We start from the raw sequence: 24,421 nt of genomic DNA on the forward strand, positions 1-24,421 counted from the left end.
GGGAATGTGACAGTCGACTCCGAAGCCACTCCGGCAACAGCTGCCGCCCGACCGACCAGCGTATGGCGGCAGCGCAACTTCCAGGCCTTGTGGGCGGCTCACACAGTCAGTCAGTTCGGCACCCAGATCACGTTCTTCGTCATCCCCGTGCTGGCACTGACGACCCTTTCGGCGTCCACCGGTCAACTCGGCCTCATATCGGCGTTCGAGACGTTACCGTTCCTCCTGGTCGGCCTCCCCGCCGGCGCACTGCTCGACCGGTGGGACCGCAGGCGTGTGATGGTCACGGCCGACATCGGCCGGGCCGTGGCCATCGCACTGCTGCCGATCGGCCACCTGACGGGGCTGTTGAGCGTGCCCGTACTCTGCGGGGTCGGATTCGCCATCGGCCTGTGCACGGTGTTCTTCGACATCGCGGACCAGGCGTTCCTGCCGACCGTCGTCTCCCGGGAACAGACCCCGGACGGCAACAGCAGACTGGAGTTCTCCCGCTCGGCAGCGGAACTGGCCGGGCCCAGCCTCGGCGGACTCCTGCTGCAGGCGATCACCGCGCCACTGATCCTTGTGACCAACTCGGTCAGCTACCTGGTGTCCGCGCTGTTCCTGGGCTTCATCCGGCTGCCGCGGGTCGAAGTGCCCCCGCCCCGGGAGAAAACCAGGATGCGCACACAGATCGCCGAGGGACTCAGGTTCGTCTTCCGTCACCGGACCCTGCGGTCCCTGGCGCTCGCGACCGGCATCAGCAACCTCGTGGGCCTGAGCGGCGCACTGGGAGCGGTGCTGACCGCGTACGCGCTTCGCGACCTCGAACTCTCCCCAGGAGAACTCGGGCTCGCGCTGACTGTGGGCAACTGCGGCGCCCTGCTGGGTGCCACGCTCACTGGTCGGCTCATCAGGCGCATGGGTCTCGGCCGGGTTCTGATCGTCGCCAAGTCCATGTCGGGAATCGCCGTGATCATTCTGGCGACGGCCGCGCCCGCCCGGGCGGTTCCCACCCTGATCGTCACCACCGGCGTTATGGCGTGCGGCATCACCGTCTACAACATCGGACAGGTCAGTCTGCGCCAGGCCATCACCCCCACCGGAATGCAGGCCCGGATGAATGCCTCCATCCGGTTCGCCATCTGGGGCACCCTTCCCATCGGGGCACTGGCAGGCGGCTACCTCGGGTCGGTCATCGGCACACGGCCCACCTTGTGGCTGATCGCAGGGATCGGCCTGCTCTCGTGCCTGCCGCTGATGTTCACCAAGGACGTGCGGGCGTTGCGTACCTTTCCGTCGCAGCTGCCGTAACGAGGGACGGTATCCATTCTCCGGACAAGCCGCACAGTTCTCGTTCGTAAAGCAGAAGAAATTGACCTGGGGGAGAAATGAAACGCTATGCGATTTTCGAAGTGGTCCGGAGTACCCGGGTTTCCGCCCGTGTCGGACGGTGCGACCGGGTGATCGCCTGATGGCGGAGCGCGGCGCGATCGTCTCCGGTGCCTTCCGCACTCAGGTATCGCGTCCTGGAGCAGACACGGTGCTGTTCTGCTTTCCGCACGCCGGCGGCGCGGCCAGCTTCTTCGGCCCCTGGGCGGAAGAAGCGCCTGCTCATGTCGAGGTGCACGCCGCCCAGTATCCGGGGCGCGAGGACCGCTTCGGTGCGCCGCCGGTTGCCGGGATCGGTCAACTGGCAGACATCCTGGCCGACGAGGTGGGCCAGGTCCGGGGGCGCCGGGTGATCCTCTTCGGGCACAGTATGGGAGCCCTCGTAGCCTACGAGGTGGCCCGCCGGCTGGAGGCTGTCGATGCTCCGGTAAGCCGACTGGTGGTCTCCGCGATGGGAGCACCCCACAGGGTTGCGGGAACCTTCGCCCGTCTCGACGGCCTGCCGTCCGCGATGGCGGAGCTCCGCAGGCTGGGTGGAACCGACAACGCGATCCTGGGTGCTCCGGGATTCCTGGAGTTCCTGGCCCCCACGTTCAAGGCCGACTCCGACCTGGTGGCCGAGTACCGCCACGCGCACGACGGAAGGCTCGACTCGACTCCCGTGGATGTGTACCTCGGCGAGTTCGACCCGGGCCTGCGGCGTTCTGAGATCGAGTACTGGGCCGAGCTCGCGACCAGCGTGAAGATCACAATATTCACCGGAGACCACTTCTACCTCACACCGCAGCGCGCCGAGGTCATCGCATCGGCCCTCCGCCCTGCGGTCGTCTGACAGGCGGGACCCAGTCGGGCGGCGCCACTGGTCCTCCGGTGGTGCCGCCTCGTCGGATGCCCCGGCCGGAAGGCCATCGGTGCGGCGGGCATGTTGCCCTGGCCCAGCCACTCGCCTGCTCCACAGTGCTACGGAACCGTGTGAGGTGATTGTTCTTTACTGCCGTGGCTTTCCCAGAAACTGGCTGACGCCGCCGGGCAGTTGACCGTTGGGGCGCCGGGTGCGCAATGGGCCGCGGCGACGGTGGCGGCGCGGCCGACGGAGAGAATCCAGGCTGGCGAGGTGTTGTGGGCCGGTACACATACGCGTGCCGCAAACTGAGAGCTTCGCGGTCAAGGGGTTCGTCTGGGCTTGGTCGAGTGCTCGGGCGAGGGCGTTGACGGCCTGGTCGGCGGAGCCTTTGAGGAGGTGGCCGTAGAGGTTGATGGTGGTCGCGATGGTGGCGTGGCGCAGGGTCTTGGAGACGATGGCGATGGAGATGCCTTCGGCGATCATGATGCTGGCCGTGGTGTGGCGCAGGTCGTGCAGGCCGATCCGGGCTGGTCGGCGTACTGCTCGGAGTTGTGCCGCAGGAACGCCGCAGCCTGCGCCGGTGTCCAGCAGGTGCGTTCCTCGGCGTGGGGCTTGGGCGGCACGCAGTGCTCGGCCGGGTTGAACTTCAGCCGCCAGGAGCGCACCGCGTGGTTCAGCGCGTTGCGCAGCGTCGAGACGACCCGGTACAGCGTGACCCCGGCCCCGCCCGGCCTTCCGTTGCGCGGCCGTCCAAGCCTCGATCTGCTTCGGCCGCAGGTCCAGCAGCCGGCAGCGCCCGAACGCCGGGATCAGGTCCCTCTCCACGTAGGCCTTGTAGCCGGCGTAGGTGTTGACGGTGAGCTCCTCCTTCCGCGCGGCCAGCCACTCCCACAGGTAGTCCGCCACGGTGGTACGGCGCTCCTCGTACGCCCCGCTCAGCTCACCCTCCAGCACCGCCGCCAGCTCCTGCGCGGCCTCGGCCTCGGTCGCGAACCCGCCACGGCGCCGGGTACGACGCCTGCCGTCCTGCGGCGCCAGATCGACGCAGGACGTCCACGACCCGTGCCCCGCCTCCTCCAACAACCGCACACACCAAGCACCCAACTGCCGCCCGCCCCCGTCCCGGCACCCGCACCGCCGATACACCCTGCTGGGGGTCAAGGGGTCGCAGGTTCAAATCCTGTCGTCCCGACCAGCGTTTATGCAGGTCGGGGGCCGTTCTCATCGAAATGATGGGGGCGGCCTTTTCCTTTGGTGGTCGCAAGGTGGTCGTGAACGGCCGGGCGAAGTGGCTGCGGCTGGGGTCGTGCGGCTGTCCGGCGTGCTCGGCGTCGAGGAGGTCGCGGGCGGGGCGCTTGGGGTCGAGTGGGGGTGAGTCGCAGGGCGACGTCGGTGTAGTCGGCGAAGGTCTCCTCGAGGTCGTCGAGCTGTTCGCGCAGGGCGTGGGGTCGGGGCGCAGGCGGTCGGTGATGTGCATGGCGTGGTGGACGAGGCCGATGACTGTGGCGTACGGGGTGGCGCCAAGTGGCGGTCGTGGATCCGCGCGGCGGGTACGGAGACGGGGCGGGGGAGGCGAGGGACGTCGTAAGGCGGCCCTTCCGCGGCTCGCGCCGGGCAGCGCCGTGCGCCGCCCGAGCGGCAAGGCCCGGCGGCGCACGGCGTTGAAACTGTCGGGCCCGGAAGCGGGTGGTTCGGAACGGGCGGCTCAGAGGAAGCAGGGGTCGTCGAGCGCGGGGCCGCCAGCCTGCCCGGGCACCCACTGGCCGCGGGTCGCGCGCCAGGCGCGCTGCTCGTCGGAGTCGGCCGCCGCCTCGGCCAGCCGCTCGGCCTGCCGGACACCGGACAGGCTCGGCGCCGGGGTGGCCTGGTAGCCGCCGAAGCGGGCCACCGGGCTCCACAGCGGGACCACGGCCGGCAACTCCGGGGCGAGGCCTTCGTGTTCCTGGGCGCCGTACACGATGCGGCCGCCGACCACGGTGAGCACCGACTCGATGTGCGGGATGTCCGCCTCGGGGACGGTGAGGTAGTCCGCGCTGAGCACCGTGAGGTCGGCGTAACAGCCCACCCGGAGACGGCCCTTGACCTCCTCCTCGCCGGTGAGTCGGGCGCCGCCGAGGGTGTACAGCTCCAGCGCCTCCTCGCGGCTCAGCCGGCCCTCGGCCGGGCGGAGCGTACGTCCGCTGACGGCCCGTCCGGAGACCAGCCAGTGCAGGGCCACCCACGGGTTGTAGGAGGAGACCCGGGTGGCGTCGGTGCCGGCGGCCACCGTCAGGCCGCGCTCCAGCATCGCCCGCACCGGCGGGGCGTCGGCGGCCGCGGCCGCGCCGTAGCGTCGGACGAACGCCTCGCCCTGGAAGGACATCCGGTTCTGCACCGAGACGGCGCCGCCGAGCGCCGCGATCCGGTCCAGGCTCGCGGTGGAGACCGTCTCGGCGTGGTCGAAGAGCCAGCGGTTCCCACCGGGGAACAGGCCCTCGGCGGCCAGTCGCTCGAAGACCGCCAGGTCGCGGCGGATCGTCTCGTCGTAGCTCGCGTGCAGCCGGAAGCCCCAGTCGTGCTCCATCAGCAGGCGTACCGCTTGCTCGAACCCAGCCTCGTACGGGCCGAGCTCGGGGCGCGGTTCGGAGAAGTTCTCGAAGTCGGCGGCCGCCCAGGTGAGGTTCTCCCCGGCCCCGTTGAGCCGCAGCCATTCGTCCCCGTCGCCGGGGCGGACGGTCTCCACCCAGCGCCGCAGGTCGTCCAGCTCCTGCCCGGCGGTCTGCGGGAAGAGGTGGTAGGCGATCCGGAGTGTCAGCTGGCCCTTCTTCGCCAGCTCCGTGACGGTGCCGTAGTTCTCCGGGAAGCTCTGGAAGCCGCCCGCCGCGTCGATGGCGGAGGTGAGCCCGAAGCGGTTGAGCTCGCGCAGGAAGTGCCGGGTGGAGGTGGCCTTGTCGGCCTCGTCCAGGGTCGGTGCCTTGGCCAGGGTGGAGTACAGCAGCAGGGCGCCCGGGGCAGCCAGCAGCATGCCGGTCGGCTCACCGTCGTGTGCGCGCACGATCTGCCCGCCGACCGGGTCGGGGGTGTCCCGGGTGAAGCTCGCGGCCCGCAGTGCCGCCCGGTTGAGCAGCGCCGACTGGTACAGGTGCAGCACGAACACCGGGGTGTCGGGGGCGGCGGCGTTGAGTTCGGCGAGGGTGGGAAGCCGGCGCTCGGCGAACTGGTCGGCGGACCAGCCGCCCACCACCCGCACCCACTGGCCCGGAGGGGTGCGTTCGGCCTGGGCGCGCAGCATGGCCAGTGCCTGGCGCAGCGTCGGCACGCCGTCCCAGCGCAGCTCCATGACGTAGTTGAGGCCGCCCCGGATGACGTGCAGGTGCGAGTCGTTGAGGCCGGGGACGGCTCGCCGGCCGAGGGCGTCGACCACGCGGGTGCGTGGGCCGACCTGCGGCAGGACGTCGGCGTCGTCGCCGATGGCGGTGATCAGTCCGGCGCGGATCGCGACCGCGCTCGCCCGGGGGCGCAGGGGGTCGCCGGTGTAGACCTTGGCGTTGCGCACGACCAGGTCGGCGGTGTGGTCGGGGGAGGCGTCGGGGGCCGAGGGGCCGGGACGGATCCCGGCGACGGGCATGCTCGACATGCGATCTCGCTTTCGGGGAGCAGAGAAGAGGGGAGCGGAGGAAAAGGCGGAGGAGGGCGCGGGGAGCGGTCGATCACTCGCCGATGAAGGCGAGCAGCTCCTTGTTGACCTCGGTGGCGTGCGTCCAGATGAGACCGTGCGGGGCACCTTCGAGCACCACCAGGCGGGCGCCCGCGATGGCCTTCGAGAGCGGGACGGCGGTCGAGCGCAGCGGCAGGGTGCGGTCGGCGTCGCCGTGGATGATCAGGACGGGGACGTCGATCCTCGGCAGGTCCGCGCGGAAGTCGGTGAGCCAGGTCGGGACGCAGTCCGCTGTCGCCTTCGCGGAGGCCGAAACACCGATGTTCCAGCTGTACTGGACGACCTGGTCGCTCACCCGGTCGCCGCCGAGCACGTCCACGTTGTAGAAGTCGGCGAGGAATCCGGCGATGAAGGCGGGGCGGTCGGCGCGGATGGCGCCTTGGATCTCCTCGAAGACGATGCCGTCGACACCGTCCGGGTTGTCCTCGGTCTTCAGCAGGAACGGCGGCACCACGCCGAGCATCACGGCCCTGGAGATGCGCTCCGAGCCGTAGGTGCCGAGGTAGCGGGTGACTTCGCCGCTGCCCATGGAGAAGCCGACGAGCACCACGTCGCGCAGGTCGAGGTGGGTGAGTACGGCGTCGAGGTCGGCCGCGAAGGTGTCGTAGTCGTAGCCGAAGGACGGCTTGTCGGAGGCGCCGAAGCCGCGGCGGTCGTAGGTGATCACGCGATGGCCGGCGGCCAGCAGCGCGGCCTCCTGCTTCTCCCAGGACGCGCCGTTGAGCGGCCAGCCGTGGATGAGCACGACGGGCCGACCGGTGCCGTGGTCCTCGTAGTACAGGTTGATGACGCTGGAGTTCTCCTCGTCGACGGGGAGGAAAGGCATGGGTGCACTCCGTGCAGGTGTGGTGCTGCCGACATCGGAGGCCGGCACGGTGGGGACGCGGTACGGACGAATCCAGGGAGCCGGGGGGAGGCGGCTTTCCTCTGCACGCACCGGTTCTGGCCCGTCCGGGCAGTTCCGGATCAAACGCCGGCCGGTCGTTCTCCCGGCCGGACCGGGCGGGGCGGTGCGGGGCTGCGCCAGTACGGGCGGGAGCAGCCGGGGGCGTGGCGGGGCAGCGGCTGTGCGAACGCGGATGGTCAGCGTTTCGGCGCGGGCCCGGGCGGTCCTTGAAGCCTAGGAATCCGCATTCCTGATACCGCTGGAAAGGATCTCCGCCAGAACCCTGTCGAGCTCGGCCTGCGCCTTGTCCTCCCATCGCTCCTCGGCGCACTGCGTCCTGGCCACCACGTCGCGCACATGGGCCGACGCCATCCTGACGACGCACCAGGACTGCCCCGAGATGAGCTCGACGTCCGTCTCGTCCTCGCCGTGGGGCCGGACGCGCACGTCTCCCTCGCCCGTCGGCAGGATGAGCCCGGTGGCGAGCAGATCCCGGCCGAATACCCAGGTCGCGGCCGGTGGATCGTCCTCGGCTGCGAAGAGGTCCATTCGGACTGCCAGTGCATCGTCCGGCGAATGCCTCATGCGCAAGGTCATTTCATGCCATTCACACGCTGCTGTCATCAGTCTCGCGCTGATCGTCTTTTCGAGGGGGAGCTGCATTGCGGTTCCTTTCGCCTTCATTGAAATTACCGGTGTTCCGGATGTCGTCGAGCCGTTCCATGCACGCGTTCTTGACCTCTGGTGCACGCGATTCGAAAAGCAACGTGGCGCGGACGAACCGGGATTCGTACGCGCCACTCGGTGCGTTCCGGTCAGCTCGTCGCCCGCACGGCGTCCCGGATCAGATCGGCGACCTGCTTGGGCTCCGACAGGGCGACGGCGTGGGAGGCGTCCGGGAGCTCGACGACGACGGACCCGGCCCGCTCGGCGCCGAAGCGCTGGACCTCCGGGTTGATCGCGCGGTCGGCTCCGGCCACCAGCGCCCAGGACGGCTTCAGCTGCCAGGCGGCGGCGGAGGCCGTCTCGGTGAAGGCCGCAGTGGCGACCGGGCGTTGGGCCGCTGCCAGGACTCCGGCGACCTCCTCCGCCACGTCCGCGGCGAAGACGGCGGGGAAGGCCGCCTCGTCGATGGTGACCTCGACCGCGGAGTCGCCGTCGACGAGCGGGTAGGTCCACTTCTTCAGATTGCTCGTGAGCGAGGAGTCGGGGAAGCGTCTGTCGAGATCGTCGAGGCTCTCGCCCTCGTGGAGCACGTACGCGGCTATGTAGACGAGTCCGACGACGTTCTCCGCGGCGCCGGCCACGGTGATCAGCGCACCACCGTAGGAGTGGCCGACCAGAAGGACGGGGCCGGCGATCTGGGAGACGACGGACGTGACGTAGGCGGCGTCGGAGGCGAGGCCGCGCAGGGGGTTCGGCGGTGCGATCACCGGGATGCCGCGGCTGCGCAGTTCCGAGATGACGCCTATCCAGGCCGCTGCGTCGCCGAAGCCGCCGTGTACGAGGACGACGGTGGGGGTGGTCATGGCGGTTCTCTTCTCGGTGTCAGGCCGCGTGCGGGGCGTCGGCGACGGCCGAGGACGCCAAGGACTGCCATTCGCTCGGGGTCATGCCGTACGCGCCCCGGAAAGTGCGGCTGAAGTGCGAGGGGCTGCTGAAGCCCCAGCGGTGCGCCACCGCCGCCACGGTGAACCGGCGGTTGGACCGGCCCAGTTCGACCCTGCAGGACTCCAGCCGACGTCGCCGCACCCACTGGCTCACCGTGATGCCCTCGTTCTGGAAGAGCTTGTGCAGGTACCGGACGGAGATGTGGTGGGCGCGTGCGATCGACTCCGGCGAGAGGTCCGGGTCCATGAGGTGCTCCTCGATGAAGCACCGGATCCGGGACAGCATCTCGCTGCCGATCGTCGGCGCCTCGGCCTCCTCGCCCTCCTCCCCGGTTCCGAGGAGTTCCATGAGCAGGACGGACAGGAGGTGGACGGCCGTACGGGCGAGCCGGTCCCCGGGCCTGGACCGGCGGAAGTCGGCCTTGTCGGCGAGCGCGGACAGGAAGTCCGACACCAGCGCCCCCAGCCCGTCGCCACCCGGCACGGGAACACCCACCACCTGGTCCAGCTCCGACTCCGTGACTCCCAGATAGCCGCGGGGCACCCGGAAGAAGATCATGCGGCAGTCGTCGCCGAACTGCAGAAGGTGGCGCCTCGCCGGATCGCAGAAGACCAGGTCGTGCGGCTCCAGCGCCGTTCTGACGCCTTCGCGGACACTGGTCGCCGCCCCCCGGACGTGCATCCCGAGATAGAGGAAGTTGCCGTCCCCCTCGCTCGGTATGCCGGAACGAATCTCGACGAGCCATTCGGAGGCGGACACCGGCCGGAGAGCGGCTGGTCGGTGTTCCTCCTTTTCCGGCGCGCGTGACATCACTGACTGGGTCATGAGAACTCCAGGCCTACGGTTCTTTACGGTGGAGCAGCCGTTCGCGCGGCCGCCGGAACGGAAACGGAGGCGGTCTACGCTCCCAGGTCCGGTTCCTCGGCGAGGAACTTCTCCACCACCGCGTTGAAAGCCGCCGGGTTCTCGAGGAACGGGAAATGCGAATTCGCCGCCTCGGAGGTGAACACATGGATTCGGGCGCCGGGAATCTGCCGGGCGATGAAGCGCTGCGACTCGGGGTTCACATGGCTTCCCTCGCAGCCGATCACCAGGGTCGGCACATCGATCCGGGGAAGCACGTCGCGCCAGTCCTGGGCGCAGTGGTCGAACAGCAGGGGGACGCCGGCGTGGGCGGGCGTCGAGGTGATCTCCTGTGCGACGAAGGCGAGGATCTCCGGGTCCGGCTCACCCGAGAACATGCCGCGCACGAAGTCGGCGCGCACCCGGTCACCTCCGGGGGCCGCGAGCGCGGCGAGCAGTTCGAGGAGCTGTGACACGTCGAAGATGGCGCCGGACTGCTGCTGCTCCTCCCCGGTCGTCCAGGGGACGGCGGCGACGGCCGCCGGCTGGTCGACGGCGACGAGGCGCCGGATCCGTCCGGTGCCGTACTGGTCGATGAAGCTCCACCACACCGAGACGCCCATCGACCACCCCAGGGCGTCGAACCGCACCAGCCCGAGGTGGTCGACGAGTTCGAGCACATCGCGGGAGAACCGGGCGATGCGGTAGCCGTGCTTCGGCTTGTCGGACAGCCCGTGGCCCCGGAAGTCGACGGTGATCACGCGACGGCCGGGCGACAGGCTCTCGACCTGGTGGCGGAACATCGCCTGCGTCTGGCCCCAGCCGTGGAGCATGACCAGGGGGACGCCCTCGCCACCGGTGTCCCGGTAGGCGAGGCGTGTCCCGTCGGTGGTGATCAGTTCCTTCATGACCTCTTCCTTCCCTGGCCACGGGCCTGTGGTCGTGCCCGCGCCGTCTCTCACATCTTCGATCACGGCCCTTCGCCGCCACCACCGCGCGCTGTAGGAATCGGGTCGCGGATCCTTCTCGCTTTGTCGAAGCGGCGGGGACCGGCGGGGACCGGCGGGGACCGGCGAGGGCCGGCGGGGACCGGCGAGGGCCGGTGGGGGCCGGCCGGGATCAGGCGGCCCGGTCGTCGCCGGTGGCGAGGAGTTCCTCGATCCTGAGCCCCAGGTGCAGCGTGAGCCGGTGACCGCCGTCGTCGAGGTCGAGTCCGGTGATCTCCTGGATCTGGCGCAGGCGGTAGTAGAGCGAGGTGCGGTGGAGCCGCAGCGCCTCGGCGGTCCTGGGGATCGATCCGGCGTGTTCGAGGAAGCAGCGCAAGGTGTCCCGGAGCCGGTCGTCGCCGTGAGCCTCGTTCAGGGTGCGCAGTGGCTCGGGGACGAGGGAGGCGTTCAGTGCGTGCTCGGGGAGCTGGAGGAGCACGGCGAACTCCCCGAGCAGGTCCCAGTCGCCGATGCTTCGCAGCGAGGGGATCCGGCGCGCGGCCCGGGCCGCGACGAGGGACTGCTCGTACGACCGCCAGGCGTGCTGCAGGCCCGGGTGACGCCCGCCGACACCGATGACCGGAGCCGCCGACGGTTCCAGGAAGGTGGCGAGTTCGTCGAGGATGCGGGCCGACTGGGCGGCGACCTCGGGCGGGGTGGGAGGCCGCTCACGCACTTGGAGCAGGACCGCCCGGTCCTGGTCGACCGCGAGGACGCCGTGCGCCGAACGTGTTTGCCGGAAGCCGTCCAGAGCCCCCCACAGAGCCGCTTCGCGTTGCCGCACGGGCTCCGTGCCGCGGCGCAGCTTGACCAGGGTGACGAGGACCTGTTCGGCCTCCCCGAGCAGCCCGAGTTCCACGGCCCGCCGACGCGCGGCGGTGCGGGTGACGACGTTGGTGTCGACGAGTTCCAGGACCAGGGTCTGCTCGTCGGTCTTCCGGGTGTCGGCGCCGAGCTGCTCGACGTACATCTGGGCGGCCATCAGGCCGGCGGCCCGCCCGATGGCTTCGGTCTCCTTCGGTTCGAGCGTCATCTCGGGCGCCACCACCATGAGCAGCCCCAGGAGGTGCCCGCGCTCGCGCAGCGGCACGACGTAACGGGGCAGGAGTCCGAGGTCGTCACGGCCCTCGATGAATCCGGGCCTGGGCCACTGGGTCACTCCTTGGGCGAGTACGTAGCGGATCGTCGCGTTGTCGGCACGGCCCTGGAGCAGCGTGCCGATGCGTACCGGGTCCTCGTCCCCGAAGTGGCGACTCGTGCAGACCACGCGGACCAGCGGATCATCGATCGCGACGGACCGGCCGAGCTGCTCCGCGAGCTCGTCGACGAGCGCCTGGAGTCCAGGGCTGCCAGGGCGGGCTCGCTGGAGCCTTGCGGTCATGCGCTGTTCCTCTCTCGACCAACTGTTCCCTGCGGAACGCCTCCTTTCCGCAGCTGTTGATCATTTTGAGGAGACGGCGATGTCCGCACATCGCATGAAGGGTCCATAGGTACGGCGTCGGCAGGGGATGCGAAGCGATCACTCTCCGCTGTCGCGTCTCTCCACCAGTCGGGCCAGCTCCGCGCGGGAGGCGATGTCGAGCTTGGTGTAGGCGCGGCGCAGGTGCGAGCCCACCGTGTGGGGCGACAGGGAGAGCTGTTCCGCCACCTGCGGGTTCGTCAGCCCCTGGACCACGAGCCGTGCCACCCGGAGCTCGGACGCCGTCAGCTCGGGCCATTCCTCGGCAGATCCGGCCGGTGAGGGGCGTCGGCGCACTCCGGCGGCCCGCAGGCGTCGACGGACCCGCGCGACGTGCCGCTCGGCGCCTGCCCGGCTGTAGAGCACGAGCGCCTTGTCCAGGTACGGCACCGCCTCGGGCCTGCGGGTGGTCGCGAGCTTGCGTCCGACGTCCTCCAGCGCCGACGCCCGGGCGATGGGGCGTGAGCACCCCTCGTACAGCCGGACGGCGCGCATGAGGTGTGCCAGATCGTTGTCGAGCAGCCCGCGGGCGTGCGCGGCACTGGCGGCGAGGATCGTGAAGTCCGGGTTGCGCGCGGCTCGCCGCTCGGCCACCTCGACGGCCGGAGCGGCCCGCTCGGCTGCGCCGACGCGCAGGGCTATGCGGACGAGGGCGGGAGTGTCCATCGGGTCGACCGGGCTCACCAGGGCCGGCCGTTGCTCGGCGAGCGCCGCCAGCACCTCGTGGAGTTCCGCCAGGGCCCGGTCGGGCCGGCCGTCGAAGTCCGCCAGCTGTACCAGAATCCAGGCACTGACGCTACGGGCGAGCGGTGCGCCCGTACCCCGCACGCGCCGCGCCTGCGCCGCGCACCGCTGAGCGGCTTCGCGGTCGTCGGTGTGGATCGCCACTCGCGTCAGCGTGTAGAGGAGCATGAGTTCAGCGAGGTCTCCGCCGTCGAACGCACCCCTCATGTCGGCGGCGGCTTCCGCATCGGCCCGGGCTTCCGCCAGCCGCCCGGCGTCCAGGAGCGCCCGGGCGCGGTGCATGAGCCACATGCGTGCGGCCGCCGCCCGGCCCTGGTGGCGGGTGTCGTGGACCCCGGCCTCGGCGAGCGCGAGCGCCTCCGCGGTGCGGCCGGCCACGGTCAGCAGCAGGCACTGCCACAGCGCCTCCGGAATCCAGACCGAAGGGGTGATGCCCAGTCCGGCCGCCAGGGCGGCCGCCCGGCTCGCCCGGCGGAGCGCCTCGTTCCAGTCCATCCGGTAGAAGCACAGGGCCGAGTCGACCACCATCATGGTGGCCTGGGCGATGCCGTCCTGGGCCGCATCGGTGGCCTCCCGCGCCTCGGCAGCGGTCTGCTCCGCACCCTCGGGGTCACCCGCCAGCGACAGGCCCAGGCACAACAGGGCGAGCAGCCGGGCCCGCAGTGCGGCCGGGATCCCGGGCAGTGCCGCCCCCGTACGGGCCTGGCGGACGGCCTCGGCGAAATCGAAGTGACTGGCGAGGCGCGCCATGGCGAGGCGTATTCGCGCCTCGTCGTCTGGCCCGAGATCACCGGCGGCCAGGGCCGACGTCCCCAGGTCGTGTGCCTGGGCCGGCTGCCCCATCTGCCAGAGCAGTGGGAGCGTCTCGGCGATGACCTTCGGCCGTTGCGCCGGGTCCTCCATGGTGAGTTCCAGGGCTCTGAGGCTGAGCTCCGCCGCTGCTTCGGGTGCGGTGGCCGCGAGATCGGCCGCGGCGGCACGCAGCCGTTCGACGGCCGTCCGGTCGCCGAGCCGCACGCCCACGGCCGGCGGCGTGCACGGCTCGATCGGGGACGCCGCGCGCGCCGGCGGCAGCTCGGCGGCATGGTTCCGCAGGGTTCGGCGCAGGGCGGGAGGGAGTCCGGCTTCCACAGCCTCACGGATCAGCTCGTGGCGGAACTCCAGACGGTCGTCCCTTTCGACGAGCAGACCGGAGTCGAGGGATTCCTGGATCGTGGCGATCAGCGTCGCAGGTCGTCTGCCGAGCAGCCCGGCCAGCAGCTCCACGGGGACGGGGCCTCCCACCACGGCCGCCGTTTCGACGAGTTCGCGGGCCGCGGTGGGAAGCCGGGCCAGCCGGCCCTCGACGGACGGCAGTTGCGTGAGGGAGAGGGAACCGGCCGTGAGCCGTGCTGTGCCGTTCTCGATCGTCACCAGCCCCTCGTCCCGCACCGCGTCGAGCAGTTCTTCGAGCAGCAGCGGCACCCCCTCGGCGCGGCGCGCGACACGGAGGACGCCCGGGTCGGGAACCGCGCCCAGGACGTCCTCCGCGATCCGGGCGACCGCCGGGTCACCGAGCGGCCCCAGAAGCAATTCGTGCGCCCCGGCCTGCCGAATCCTGTCCAGTGTCGTGCGGACCCGGGAAGGCACGCTCCCGTGGCGCACGGCGACCAGCCACAGGATCGGGTGCGGCGCGAGTGCGGCCGCCAGGGTGTGGAAGGTGAGGAGCGTCAGTTCGTCGCACCACTGGAGGTCGTCGAGGACGATGAGCAGCGGCCCGCTTTGAGTGGCCTCCCGCAGGCGGTCCCCCAGTTCCTGGAGCAGCCAGAACCGCTGGCCCGGCGTCGCGGCGAGGTCCCGTAGCCGGTCGGCACCCGCGAGCGGTTCCTCCCCCGCGAACAGGCCGTCCAGCAACGGGCCGAGCGGCACGAACTGTTCGTCGGGGTCGGCTCCGCCCTGGAACACCCTCGTCCCGCGCCGTTTCGCGGACGCCGACGCCTCCGCGAGCATCCGCGACCTGCCGATGCCCGCAGGGCCTTCGACGAGGACGATCCCGCCTGCCCCCCGGGTGAGGGCGTCGAGTCGCGCCTCGATGAACGCCAGTTCCTCACCCCTGCCGCGGACCGGTGTCCCCTCACCCTCGACGTCGCCGGGGAAGGGCCATGTCGTCAATCGGTTCACACTCACTCCGCCGGCCGGGGCCGCACGGGACGGGGCTCGTCCAACGGGCGGTACGGCGGATCAGTATGCGGCACGGCGGCTTCGCCCGGGCAGGCGGCACCTCGGAGCGACCGGTCTCAGTCGAAGCGCAGGTCGGCGAGCTGTCGTTCGAGGGCGGTGACGTCGTCCTCGGGTTCGGCTCGGGCCGGGCGGTCGGCCATGAGCGCGGCCAGCTCGCCGCCCGCCCGGCGGATGCGGCCGGGCAGGCCGTCGGCGTACTCGTCTCCTCCGGATCCCCAGTCCGCGGACGCGGCGTACACCGCGGTGGGGACGACGGTGGCGCGCAGGTACGCGAAGAGCGGTCGCATGGCGTGCTCCAGCACGAGGGAGTGGCGAGCCGTACCCCCCGTGGCCGCGACCAGGACCGGTTTGCCGGCGAGGGCGTCCGGGGCGATCACGTCGAAGAAGGACTTGAACAGGCCGCTGTAGGAGGCCGTGAACACGGGGGTGACGACGATCAGGCCGTCGGCTCCGGTCACCGCGTCGATCGCGGCGGCCAGGCGCGGTGCCGGAAAGCCGGTCACGAGATGGTTGGCGACATCGCCGGCCAGTTCGCGCAGCTCCACGACCTCGGCCGACACGGCGAGGCCCCGGGCGGCGAGTTCGTCGCGGACCGAATCGGCCAGCCGGTCCGCGAGCAGGCGGGTGGAGGAAGGGGTGCTCAACCCCGCGGAAACGGCGACCAGTTTCACGCGGCGCCCACCTCCTGCGCAGTGGCGGCGGCCGTGACCCGCGCCGCGTGGGTGGGGGCGTCCGGCACGTCGTCCGGGCGTCCGATCGCGAACTCCCGGCGCAGCACGGGCACGACCTCCTCGCCGAGGATGTCGAGCTGCTCCAGGACGGTCTTGAGGGGCAGACCCGCGTGGTCCATCAGGAAGAGCTGGCGCTGGTAGTGGCCCACGCTCTCCCGGAAGGACAGGGTCCGTTCGATGACCTGCTGGGGAGAGCCCACGGTCAGCGGGGTCTGCTCGGTGAACTCCTCCAGCGACGGACCGTGCCCGTAGACCGGCGCGTTGTCGAAGTACGGACGGAACTCCCGTATCGCGTCCTGCGAGTTCTTGCGCAGGAAGACCTGGCCGCCCAGCCCCACGATGGCGTCCTCCGGGCGACCGTGGCCGTGGTGGGCGTACCGGCGCCGGTACAGCTGCACCATGCGCCTGGTGTGATCGGCCGGCCAGAAGATGTTGTTGTGGAAGAAGCCGTCGCCGTAGAACGCGGCCTGTTCGGCGATCTCCGGTGACCTGATGGATCCGTGCCAGACGAACGGCGGCACCCCGTCCAGAGGTCGGGGTGTCGACGTGAAGGCCTGCAGGGGCGTGCGGAACCTGCCCTCCCAGTCCACCACGTCCTCACGCCACAACCGGCGCAGCAGCGCGTAGTTCTCCTTGGCGAGGTCGATGCCCTGGCGGATGTCCTGTCCGAACCAGGGGTACACCGGTCCGGTGTTGCCACGCCCCAGCATGAGGTCGACCCGGCCGTCGGCCAGGTGCTGGAGCATCGCGTAGTCCTCCGCGATCTTCACCGGGTCGTTGGTGGTGATCAGGGTCGTGGCGGTGGACAGGACCAGCTTCTCGGTGCGGGCGGCGATGTGGCCGAGCAGGGTGGTCGGGGACGACGGGACGAACGGGGGGTTGTGATGCTCTCCGGTCGCGAAGACGTCCAGGCCGACCTCCTCGGCCTTGAGGGCGATGGCGACCATCGCCTTGATGCGCTCGTGCTCCGTCGGAACACGGCCGTCGGTGGGGTCGGGTGTCACGTCCCCGACGGTGAAGATGCCGAACTGCATGATGCTTCTGCTCTCCTGAACCTGTCTGGATGCGGTGGTCGCGGGCCCCGAAGCCGGAGGACGCCCGTCGTCCGGTTCGGGGCCCGCGGCAGCCGGGCCGGTCGTCCGGCTGCCGCGGGCGGGGTCACCCCGTGTGAACCGGCGGGAGCCGCCTCACTTCGCCAGGAACGCGAGGAGCGCGGCGTTGACCTCCTCCGCGTGGGTCCACAGCAGGCCGTGCGGGGCGCCGTCGATCTCGACGTAGTCGGCGGACGGGAGGGCGGTGTGGAAGGGACGCGCGGTGTTTTCGGCCGGGAGGATGCGGTCGGCCGTGCCGTGCAGGATCAGGGCGGGGACGTCGACGGCCGGGATGTCGGCACGGAAGTCGGTGTACCAGGTCGACGGCGCCGCCGAGGCCGCGAAGGAGCCGCCGCCGGCCGCGGTGTTCCAGCTGTTGCGGACGGCCTCCTCGCTGATGCGGGTGCCCAGGTTCTCGTCGAGGTTGTAGAAGTCGTTGAAGAAGGCGGTGTAGTAGGCGTAGCGGTCGGCCTTCACCGCGGCGACGATGCCGTCGAAGAACTCCTTCGGGGCGACACCGTCCGGGTTGTCGTCGCTCTTCAGCAGGCAGGGCTCCAGCGAGGCGAGGAAAGCGACCTTGGCGACGCGGGCGGAGCCGTACGCGGAGACGTAGCGGGCGACCTCGCCGGTGCCCATGGAGAAGCCCACGAGGACGGCGTCGTTCAGGTCGAGGGTCTCCATCACGGTGTGCAGGTCGGCCGCGAAGGTGTCGTAGTCGTAGCCGGTCGTCGGCTGGGAGGACCGGCCGAAGCCGCGGCGGTCGTAGGTGATGACGCGGTAGCCGGCGTCGAGGAGCGCGGCGCTCTGGCGCTCCCAGGAGTGGCCGTCGAGGGGGAAGCCGTGGATGAGCACGACCGGCTGGCCGGTGCCGTGGTCCTCGTAGTAGACCTCGACGGCGGTGGTGTTCTCCTGGCCAACGGTGATGTACGGCATGGCTGTGTGTTCCTCGCTTCGGTTCGGCTGGTCCGCGCGTCGTCGCGGCGCGGAATGCCGTCACGCTATGGCGGGGGAGGCGCCGCCGATTGTCGTGCGACGCCCCGGGCCTTGCCCGCGGGCGCAGAGTGCGCGGACGCGGACGGGCCGGTCGCGTCGACTGCGGCCTGCGCCAGTACCAGCCGGGTCAGGTGGACCCGTGAGTTCACCGAGAGCTTGCGGAAGATCGACGTCAGATGCGTGTTGACCGTGTGCGGAGACACGATCAGGGCGGCAGCGGCCGACCGGTTGGTGTGTCCTGCGGCGATGAGCCGGGCGACCTTGCGTTCCGAAGCGGTGAGCGCGTCCCACCCCTGGCTGGGGCGAGGGCGGGCCGGGCGTCGACCGGAGCCCGTCACGGCCCGGTCCAGTTCCGCCCGGACCCTGTCGGCCTCGGACCCGGCCCCCGCGTGGGCGTACGCCTCGTAGGCCCTCGTCAGGGCGGGTATCGCGGCGGCGTCTCCTACGACAGACAGCGCGCGGCCGAGGTCGGCGCGGGCCGCCGCGAGGTGCAGCGGCCGGGGCCCGTTGAGAAGGATCCGGACGGACCGTTCCAGAAGGCCGGGATCGGCGTTCACCAGCGCCGCCGTGTGCGTGGCCGTCCCCTGTGCCGTCGGCACGGCGGGGTTGTGGGAGGCGTAGTCGGCCGCCTGGGCCGCGAGGTCCACGGCCAGGGCCCGGTCTCCGGCACGCAGGGCGATCTGCACGGCCTCGACGAACCGGGTGCGCAGGAGCCTCCAGCGGACGAAGGGGTGGTCCCGCTGGGCGGACCGCAGCCGTTCGGCCGCCGCCGCGTGATCGCCGTCGGCGTCGGCGAGGAGGGCCTCCAGGTACTGGTGGGCGGCGTGGTTCCCCGGGTTCGGCCGGCCGGCCACCGCCGCCCTGACGACCTCGACGTGTTCCTCCGCGGCTTCGCGATCGCCACGCAGCAGCGCCAGCCAGCCCCGGTGGACCCGAACGTTGACCAGGTTCGCGGGCACGTGGATGTCCGCTTCCAGCCGCTCGGTGGTGACGAGGTCGGCCTCCGCGTCGTCGAGCCGCCCGAGCCCCAGATTCAGGCTTCCCTGCGCCCACATCAGCATCGCGGGCCGCAGCGGATCGTCGCCCGCCGTCCGCAGCAGGTGCCGGGCCGTGTCGAAGTCGTCCAGGTGGACACGGGCGACGACCTCCTCGGGCAGGAACGCCGCGTCGAACGCGCTGAGCGCCGTGTGGTGGTCGACGGCGGACGCGCACTCGCCCGCGTTGAGGGCGATCTCGCCCAGGCCCCACAGCGCGATGACGCGGGCCTCCCGGTCCTGTGCGCGCTCCGCCTCGGCGAACGCCCGTTCCGCGGTCGTGCGAGCGCTGCCGAGGTCGCGGCCGCGGGACTGGGCGAGCGCGAGTCGCGCGGTCAGCCGGGCGCGGACCGCCGGGTCGGTGACGACGCCCAGGGCGGCCCTCGAGCGGCGGGTCAGCTCATGGATGTCGTCGAGGTGCCACAGCGTGTCCCCGAGGACCGACTGCAGACGGGCGAAGACGTCCAACGGGGGCTGCCGGGCCAGGAGGACGTCGCCGGTCTCCCGTGCCCGGGTGTACCGGCCCGCGCGGGTGAGGGCGGTGATGGCCCGTTCACCCACGTCGAACTCCGTGGGATCGTGGGGCGGCACCAGGTCCATGGCGCGCACGGACAGATCGGCGGCGAGGTCGGGCATGACGGTGAGTACGTCCGAGGCAGCGCGGCCGAGCAGCCGGATCGCCTCCCGGTCACCCGGTTCGGCGCTCTTGAGCAGGTGCGGGACAGCGTCGGCCGAGGTGCGGCCCGCCGCGACGAGCAGACTCGCCGCCTCCCGGTGCAGTGCCCGCCGCGCGGAGGGTGCGAGGTCGGCGTAGACCGCCTGCCGGAGCAGATCGTGGCGGAACACGAGGCGTTCGCCGTCGTCCTCGATGAGCCCGGCGCCGATCGCCTCGTGCAGTTCGCCGATGAGGCCCGAGGCCGGCCTGCCGCACAGGGCCGCAGCGTCGGCGAGGTGGAAGGCGCGGCCCAGGACCGAACCGATCCGCAGGAATGCGAGGGTGCCCGGTCGGAGCGCGGACAGCTTGCCGCGGACCCCGAGCACCAGCCGCTCCGGCGGCTCGGCCCCGTCCGCACCCGACGCCGCGATGCCTTCCAGCACCTCCGTCGCGAGGAACGGGTTACCGCCGGCGGTGTCGAGCAACCCGGTGACGCGATCCGGCACCGTCCCGCCGAGTACGTCCCGCGCCAACTCGGCGAGCGCCGCACCGGACAGCGGCCGCAGCGCGAGCGTCGCCGTCCGGGTGGCGCCCCCGCGCAGGTCCGGGTTCTCCCTCCCCGCGAGCAGCCAGAGAACCGGGGAGGCCAGCAGTCGCGCCGGCATGACGTTCAGTGCGAACCGGCTCAGCGGATCGGTCCACTGGACGTCGTCGATCGCGATCAGTGTGGGAGCGCCCGTCGAGCGCTCCTCGATCAGCCGGGCCAGCCGTTCGACCAGCCAGACGCGCTGGTCGTGGTGGCCCGCCAGGTGCGCGAAGTCCTCCGCGGCCAGCAGCGGCGGGTCGCCGTGCAGCAGGCCCGAGGCCAGCGACGCCAGCGGTGCCAGCTCGTGCAGCTCCTCGGCGCGCCCCCGGCTGACGGTGAACCCGCTGGCGCGTGCGATCGAGACGGTCTCATCCAGCAGGGCGGTCTTCCCGATCCCCGGCTCGCCCAGGAGCAGGGCGATCCCACTGCCGTCGCCGGCGCGCACCGCCTCGACCATGGCCCGCAGCTGTTCCAGCTCGGCTTCCCGGCCGCGCAGACCCGGCCGGCTCAGCCGGGCGTCCGTGCTCATCTCCTGCGGTGTCATCCCTTGACGGACCCCGCGAGCAGACCTCGGGCGACGTGCCGCCGGAAGAGGAGGAAGACGAGCAGCGGGACGAACGCCGACACGAACGCTCCCGCGGTGAGCCGCTGCCACTCGTTGCCGCGCGTGCCGGCCATGGCCGCCAGTCCGACCGTCACCGGAGCGGTCTCGGCGGTCCCGCCCGACAGCGTCATCGCCACCAGCAGGTCGTTCCACACCCAGACGAACTGGATGACCGCGAACGTCACCAGGACCGGGCGGGCCAGCGGCAGCACGATCCGGAGCAGCAGTGTCGCGTGTGACGCGCCGTCGACCCGGGCTGCCTCGATCAGGTCACGGGGCAGTCCGGCCAGGTAGTTGTGGAGGAGGAACACCGCGACCGGCAACGCGAAGACCGTGTGCGCGAACCACGCCTGGCTGAACCGAGCCGCTCCGGTGGCGTTCCAGGCGGGCAGGAACAGCCATCCGCGGGAGAAGAGCCGCAGCAGTGGGACGAGCACCATCTGGAGGGGCACGATCTGGAGCGCGAAAATGCCGACGACGAGCACATCGCGCCCCTTGAAGTCGATCCACGCCAGGGCGTACGCGGCGAGGAACGCCAGCGTGAGCGGGAACAGCACCGAGGGCAGGGTGATGACGATCGAGTTGACGAGGTGGTCGGCGAGCCGGCCCGACGCGTTCCCGGTGCCGAACAGCACCTCGCGGTAGTTGGCGAGCGTGAGGTGGGGCGAGCCGAACACGGTCCACCAGCCGGTCGTCTTGATCTCGGCCTCGGGACGGAACGAGGAGAGGAACAGACCGAGCGTCGGAACGGTCCACAGGATCGCGGTCACCACGGCGGCCAGCGAGAACACGCGGGAGGACAGCCGCTCCCGGACACCGCTCACCCCGCGTACCCCGCTCACCCCACGCTCCGCTGCGTACGGACCTTGTAGGCCACGACAGGGGTGACGAGGAGGAAGAGCAGCACCGCGAGGGCCGCGCCGTGGCCGGTCCGGCCGTAGCGGAAGGACTGGTCGTACATCTCGTGGGCGATGACAGCGGTGTCGAACTGCCCGGCGGTCATGGTTTTGACGATGTCGAACGCCTTGAAGGTGCCGATCACCTCGGTGAGGACGACGACGAGCAGCGTGGGTCTGATCGACGGCACGGTGATGTGCCGGAGGATCTGCCGCGGTGACGCGCCGTCCAGCCGGGCCGCCTCGACGATCTCGCCGGGAACCGCCGTGATCGCGCCTGCCAGCAGGAGGGCCGCGAAGCCTGTCTGGGCCCACACCATCGCCACGATGAGGAACAGGACGTTCCAGGGGGAGTCCACGAGCCACTGTCTCGGCTCGCCGCCGAACGCCACGACGAGTTCGTTCAGCAGCCCGATCTGCTCCGCGCCGGCCGGCCGGTAGGCGTAGACGAACTTCCAGACCAGGCCGGCGCCGACGAACGAGATCGCCATCGGCAGCAGGACGAGGGACAGGGCGAGCGCCCGGAACCGCGCACGGACGACGGCCGCGGCGTAGAGGAGACCGATCCCCGTCACCAGCGGGGGCACGAGCACCACCCACGCCAGGGTGTTGCGGAGCGCGATCAGCGCCTCGGGGTCGGTGAACATCCACACGTAGTTGTCGACGCCGACCCAGGTGTCCCCTTCGTCGTCCATGAACGACAGGCCCAGGGTGTGCAGGCCGGGCAGAAGGAGGCCAATGGTGAGCAGCAGCAGGGCGGGGGCCAGCAGCAGGAAGGCCGCGCCCCGCCTCCGTGCCGGCCCTCGGTGCAGTGCCAGGAGGATCAGGCCGACCACGGCCGAGAACGCGACGACGCCCTGGAGAAGGTGGGCCAGCTTCGGTTGCTGAGCGACGACGTCGAACGGCATCAGTGGCTCGGCCAGGACCGTTCGATGGCCGCCGCCACCGATTCGGTGTCCTTGCCGCTGATCCAGTCGACGGCTCCCTTCCAGAAGGTGCCCGCGCCGACGGCCGCGGGCATCTGGTCGGAACCGTCGAACCTGAACTGTGTCCGGGGATCCTGGAGCAGCTGGATCGAGAGTTTGTCGATCGGGCCGGCGGCGTCGGCCGGATCCACTCCCTTGTTCGCGGAGACGAAGGGGCCCTTCTTCATCCGAGCGTTGGCGAAGTCGGCGCTCGCCAGGTATTCCCGGAAGGCTCGCACCTCGGGGCGGTCGGAGAACGCCGTGGCGAACGTCCCTCCGCCCAGGACGGGCTTGCTGGTCGTGTCCGCCCCCGGAAGGAGGAAGGCGAACACGTCCCCGTCCGGTCCGATCCGGGTGCCCTTCGGCCAGTGCTCGGCGTAGAACGACGCCTGGCGGTGCATCGCGCAGTCGCCGGAGAGGATCGGCGTGCCGCCGTCCTGGTAGGAGATCGAGGCCATCGAGCGGGCCGATCCGTAGCCGCCGTTGGCATAGCGGTCGCTCCTGAGGATCGATCCCACCGTGTCCATGGCCCGGACCACTCGCGGGTCGTTGAACGGGATCCGGTGGGAGACCCACTGGTCGTAGACGTCCGGCCCCTGCTGGCGGAGCAGGACGTCCTCGATCCAGTCCGTCACGGGCCATCCGGTGGCCTCGCCGGATTCGAGGCCCGCACACCACGGTTTGACCCCCGATGCGGCGACCTTCTCCGTCACGTCCATCAGTTCGGCCCAGGTGCGGGGGACGGTCAGCCCCCTGTCGCGGAAGAGCTTCGGCGAGTACCAGACGAAGGACTTCACGTTCGCGACCAACGGAGTGCCGTAGAGGGTGCCGTTCACGGTCGCGTAGCTGTTCCAGTCCGCCGACCAGCCCTGTTCGGCCAGGGAGACGAGCTCCGCGCTCGCGGGTCGGAGCTTCCCCCCGCGCGCGAATCGTTCCAGGAGCCCGGGCTGGGCGAAGAACGCCACGTCGGGGGCGTGGCCGCCCTCGACCCGGAGTTGGATCTGGGCCTCGAACTCCCCGTTTCCCTCGTACTGGACGTCGATCCCCGTGCAGGCGGCGAAGCCGGCCCAGGTCTCTTCGAACAGGTCTGCTTCCCTGTCCCGGCTGGGCGCGTAGACGGTGACGTGGGTCCCGGGGTGTTTGCCGTACCGCGTGTACGGCCCGCAGTCCCCGGCCTCGCCGGACGAGGAAGCGCTGGGAGGGGCGACGCATGCGGCGGCCGTGACGACGATGGCGATAACGGCGAGCGCGAGCCTCGCGCCGAACCTCATGGGTGTGCTTCCTCCGTTCGCCCGCCGAGTGTTCTCGGGGGCGGACCGAAGCTACCAGCGTTCGAACATAATCAACCAATCGTTCGAGGTCACAGGCTTGTGTGCCCGTCCGAGCCCACACCGGAGGGTGGGCTCGGACGGGCACCGGTGGCGCGGGCGGGTCAGCGGGTGACGGACCGGGCCGCGTCCTGGATCAGCGCGGCCACTGCTTCGGGCCGGGCGAGCATGACCAGGTGCGAGGAGTCGACCTCGACGGTGGTCATGCCGGCCCGCTCGTAGCCGTAGCGCTCCACGTCGGGGTTGATGGTCCGGTCGGAGGTGGCGACCAGGCCCCACGACGGCTTGCTCTTCCAGGCCGCGACCGGGGCCGCCTCCGAGAAGGCCCGCGCGGCCAGGGGGCGCTGGGAGACGGCGAGCACCGCGGCGAGCCCGGGGTCGACGTCGGCGGCGAAGAGGGCGGGGAACCGCTCGACATCCACCGAGACGTCGGTGCCGGCCTCGGCGGATCCGATCGCGGGGAACGGCGTGAAGACGAGCGCGTCAGCGAGGCCGGAGTCGGGGAAACGCCCCTGCAGCTCGCCCAGGCTCTCGCCCTCCTCCAGCGCGTATCCCGCCAGGTAGACGAGTGCCCGGACGTTCTCCTCCACGCCGGCGAGGGTGATGACGGCGCCACCGTAGGAGTGGCCGACCAGGATCACGGGTCCGTCGACAGCACGTATCACCGAGGCGATGTACGCGGCGTCTTCCACCAGGCTGCGGTTGGGCACGGCGGGAGCCACTGCCTTCAGGCCCGCGGCGGTCAGCTCCGGTATGACGCGGGCGTAACTGGAGGCGTCGGCGAAGGCGCCGTGGACCAGCACGACGGTGGGTTCGGCGGATCGGGACATGGGGGAACTCCTGTTCAGTCGTTGTGACGGTGCGGTTGCGGTGTTCA

At 71.0% G+C, this 24,421-nt stretch carries 19 protein-coding genes; 2 read left to right on the plus strand and 17 right to left on the minus strand.

The window, feature by feature from the left end; translation table 11 throughout:
• Window positions 1-6: 6 nt before the first annotated feature.
• Together IF01_RS0126995 and IF01_RS0127000 are read left to right on the plus strand one after the other, a co-directional pair.
• A complete protein-coding gene (locus tag IF01_RS0126995; protein ID WP_030396146.1) occupies window positions 7-1,293 on the plus strand; it encodes an MFS transporter in 1,287 nt (428 codons plus the stop codon).
• 160 nt (window positions 1,294-1,453) lie between these two features.
• Window positions 1,454-2,203 (plus strand): thioesterase II family protein, encoded by a 750-nt coding sequence (locus IF01_RS0127000; protein ID WP_063764306.1) that lies wholly within the window; start codon window positions 1,454-1,456, stop codon window positions 2,201-2,203.
• A gap of 156 nt (window positions 2,204-2,359) precedes the next feature.
• On the opposite strand, the gene IF01_RS44300 is transcribed toward IF01_RS0127000, so the two are convergent.
• The 17 genes from IF01_RS44300 to IF01_RS0127090 all read right to left on the minus strand — a co-directional run bounded on the left by IF01_RS44300 (window position 2,360) and on the right by IF01_RS0127090 (window position 24,374).
• The gene (locus IF01_RS44300) at window positions 2,360-3,304 is read right to left on the minus strand and encodes a tyrosine-type recombinase/integrase (RefSeq protein ID WP_030396148.1); all 945 of its coding nucleotides are present in this window, start codon (window positions 3,302-3,304) and stop codon (window positions 2,360-2,362) included.
• Between the two features lie 616 nt (window positions 3,305-3,920).
• Window positions 3,921-5,831, minus strand: a complete 1,911-nt coding sequence (locus tag IF01_RS0127015) for an amidohydrolase (RefSeq protein WP_030396149.1) — start codon at window positions 5,829-5,831, stop codon at window positions 3,921-3,923.
• Between the two features lie 73 nt (window positions 5,832-5,904).
• Window positions 5,905-6,738: an alpha/beta fold hydrolase gene (locus tag IF01_RS0127020; protein ID WP_030396150.1), complete on the minus strand. Its 834-nt coding sequence runs from the start codon at window positions 6,736-6,738 to the stop codon at window positions 5,905-5,907.
• Window positions 6,739-7,032: 294 nt separating this feature from the next.
• The gene (locus IF01_RS44305; protein WP_051740837.1) at window positions 7,033-7,461 is read right to left on the minus strand and encodes an SsgA family sporulation/cell division regulator; all 429 of its coding nucleotides are present in this window, start codon (window positions 7,459-7,461) and stop codon (window positions 7,033-7,035) included.
• 152 nt (window positions 7,462-7,613) lie between these two features.
• Window positions 7,614-8,327, minus strand: a complete 714-nt coding sequence (locus IF01_RS0127030) for an alpha/beta fold hydrolase (RefSeq protein WP_030396152.1) — start codon at window positions 8,325-8,327, stop codon at window positions 7,614-7,616.
• A gap of 19 nt (window positions 8,328-8,346) precedes the next feature.
• Window positions 8,347-9,168: a helix-turn-helix transcriptional regulator gene (locus tag IF01_RS0127035; RefSeq protein ID WP_244215642.1), complete on the minus strand. Its 822-nt coding sequence runs from the start codon at window positions 9,166-9,168 to the stop codon at window positions 8,347-8,349.
• Between the two features lie 140 nt (window positions 9,169-9,308).
• Complete coding sequence (locus IF01_RS0127040) at window positions 9,309-10,160, minus strand: alpha/beta fold hydrolase (RefSeq protein ID WP_030396154.1); 852 nt, start codon at window positions 10,158-10,160, stop codon at window positions 9,309-9,311.
• Window positions 10,161-10,371: 211 nt separating this feature from the next.
• Window positions 10,372-11,619 carry a PucR family transcriptional regulator gene (locus IF01_RS0127045; RefSeq protein WP_030396155.1) on the minus strand — a complete coding sequence of 416 codons (1,248 nt, stop codon included), beginning with the start codon at window positions 11,617-11,619 and terminating at the stop codon, window positions 10,372-10,374.
• A 138-nt stretch (window positions 11,620-11,757) separates the two neighbouring features.
• Window positions 11,758-14,601 carry a helix-turn-helix transcriptional regulator gene (locus IF01_RS0127050; protein ID WP_341845507.1) on the minus strand — a complete coding sequence of 948 codons (2,844 nt, stop codon included), beginning with the start codon at window positions 14,599-14,601 and terminating at the stop codon, window positions 11,758-11,760.
• A 116-nt stretch (window positions 14,602-14,717) separates the two neighbouring features.
• Window positions 14,718-15,332 (minus strand): FMN reductase, encoded by a 615-nt coding sequence (locus tag IF01_RS0127055; protein WP_030396157.1) that lies wholly within the window; start codon window positions 15,330-15,332, stop codon window positions 14,718-14,720.
• A complete protein-coding gene (locus IF01_RS0127060; protein WP_030396158.1) occupies window positions 15,329-16,426 on the minus strand; it encodes an LLM class flavin-dependent oxidoreductase in 1,098 nt (365 codons plus the stop codon). Before IF01_RS0127060 ends, IF01_RS0127055 begins: the two co-directional genes overlap by 4 nt.
• A 153-nt stretch (window positions 16,427-16,579) precedes the next feature.
• Window positions 16,580-17,416 (minus strand): alpha/beta fold hydrolase, encoded by an 837-nt coding sequence (locus IF01_RS0127065; RefSeq protein WP_030396159.1) that lies wholly within the window; start codon window positions 17,414-17,416, stop codon window positions 16,580-16,582.
• A 65-nt stretch (window positions 17,417-17,481) separates the two neighbouring features.
• Complete coding sequence (locus IF01_RS0127070; protein ID WP_078880342.1) at window positions 17,482-20,280, minus strand: ATP-binding protein; 2,799 nt, start codon at window positions 20,278-20,280, stop codon at window positions 17,482-17,484.
• A gap of 11 nt (window positions 20,281-20,291) precedes the next feature.
• The gene (locus tag IF01_RS0127075) at window positions 20,292-21,197 is read right to left on the minus strand and encodes a carbohydrate ABC transporter permease (RefSeq protein WP_030396161.1); all 906 of its coding nucleotides are present in this window, start codon (window positions 21,195-21,197) and stop codon (window positions 20,292-20,294) included.
• Entirely contained in the window at window positions 21,194-22,159 is a 966-nt protein-coding gene (locus IF01_RS0127080; protein ID WP_030396162.1) for a carbohydrate ABC transporter permease, read from the minus strand. The genes IF01_RS0127075 and IF01_RS0127080 overlap by 4 nt, the downstream gene beginning before the upstream one ends.
• Window positions 22,159-23,487: an ABC transporter substrate-binding protein gene (locus IF01_RS0127085; RefSeq protein WP_030396163.1), complete on the minus strand. Its 1,329-nt coding sequence runs from the start codon at window positions 23,485-23,487 to the stop codon at window positions 22,159-22,161. Before IF01_RS0127085 ends, IF01_RS0127080 begins: the two co-directional genes overlap by 1 nt.
• A gap of 161 nt (window positions 23,488-23,648) precedes the next feature.
• Complete coding sequence (locus IF01_RS0127090) at window positions 23,649-24,374, minus strand: alpha/beta fold hydrolase (protein ID WP_030396164.1); 726 nt, start codon at window positions 24,372-24,374, stop codon at window positions 23,649-23,651.
• Between the last annotated feature and the right edge of the window lie 47 nt (window positions 24,375-24,421).

Origin of the sequence: Kitasatospora purpeofusca, from assembly GCF_000718025.1 — a bacterium.
Taxonomy (GTDB): Bacteria; Actinomycetota; Actinomycetes; order Streptomycetales; family Streptomycetaceae; genus Kitasatospora; species Kitasatospora purpeofusca.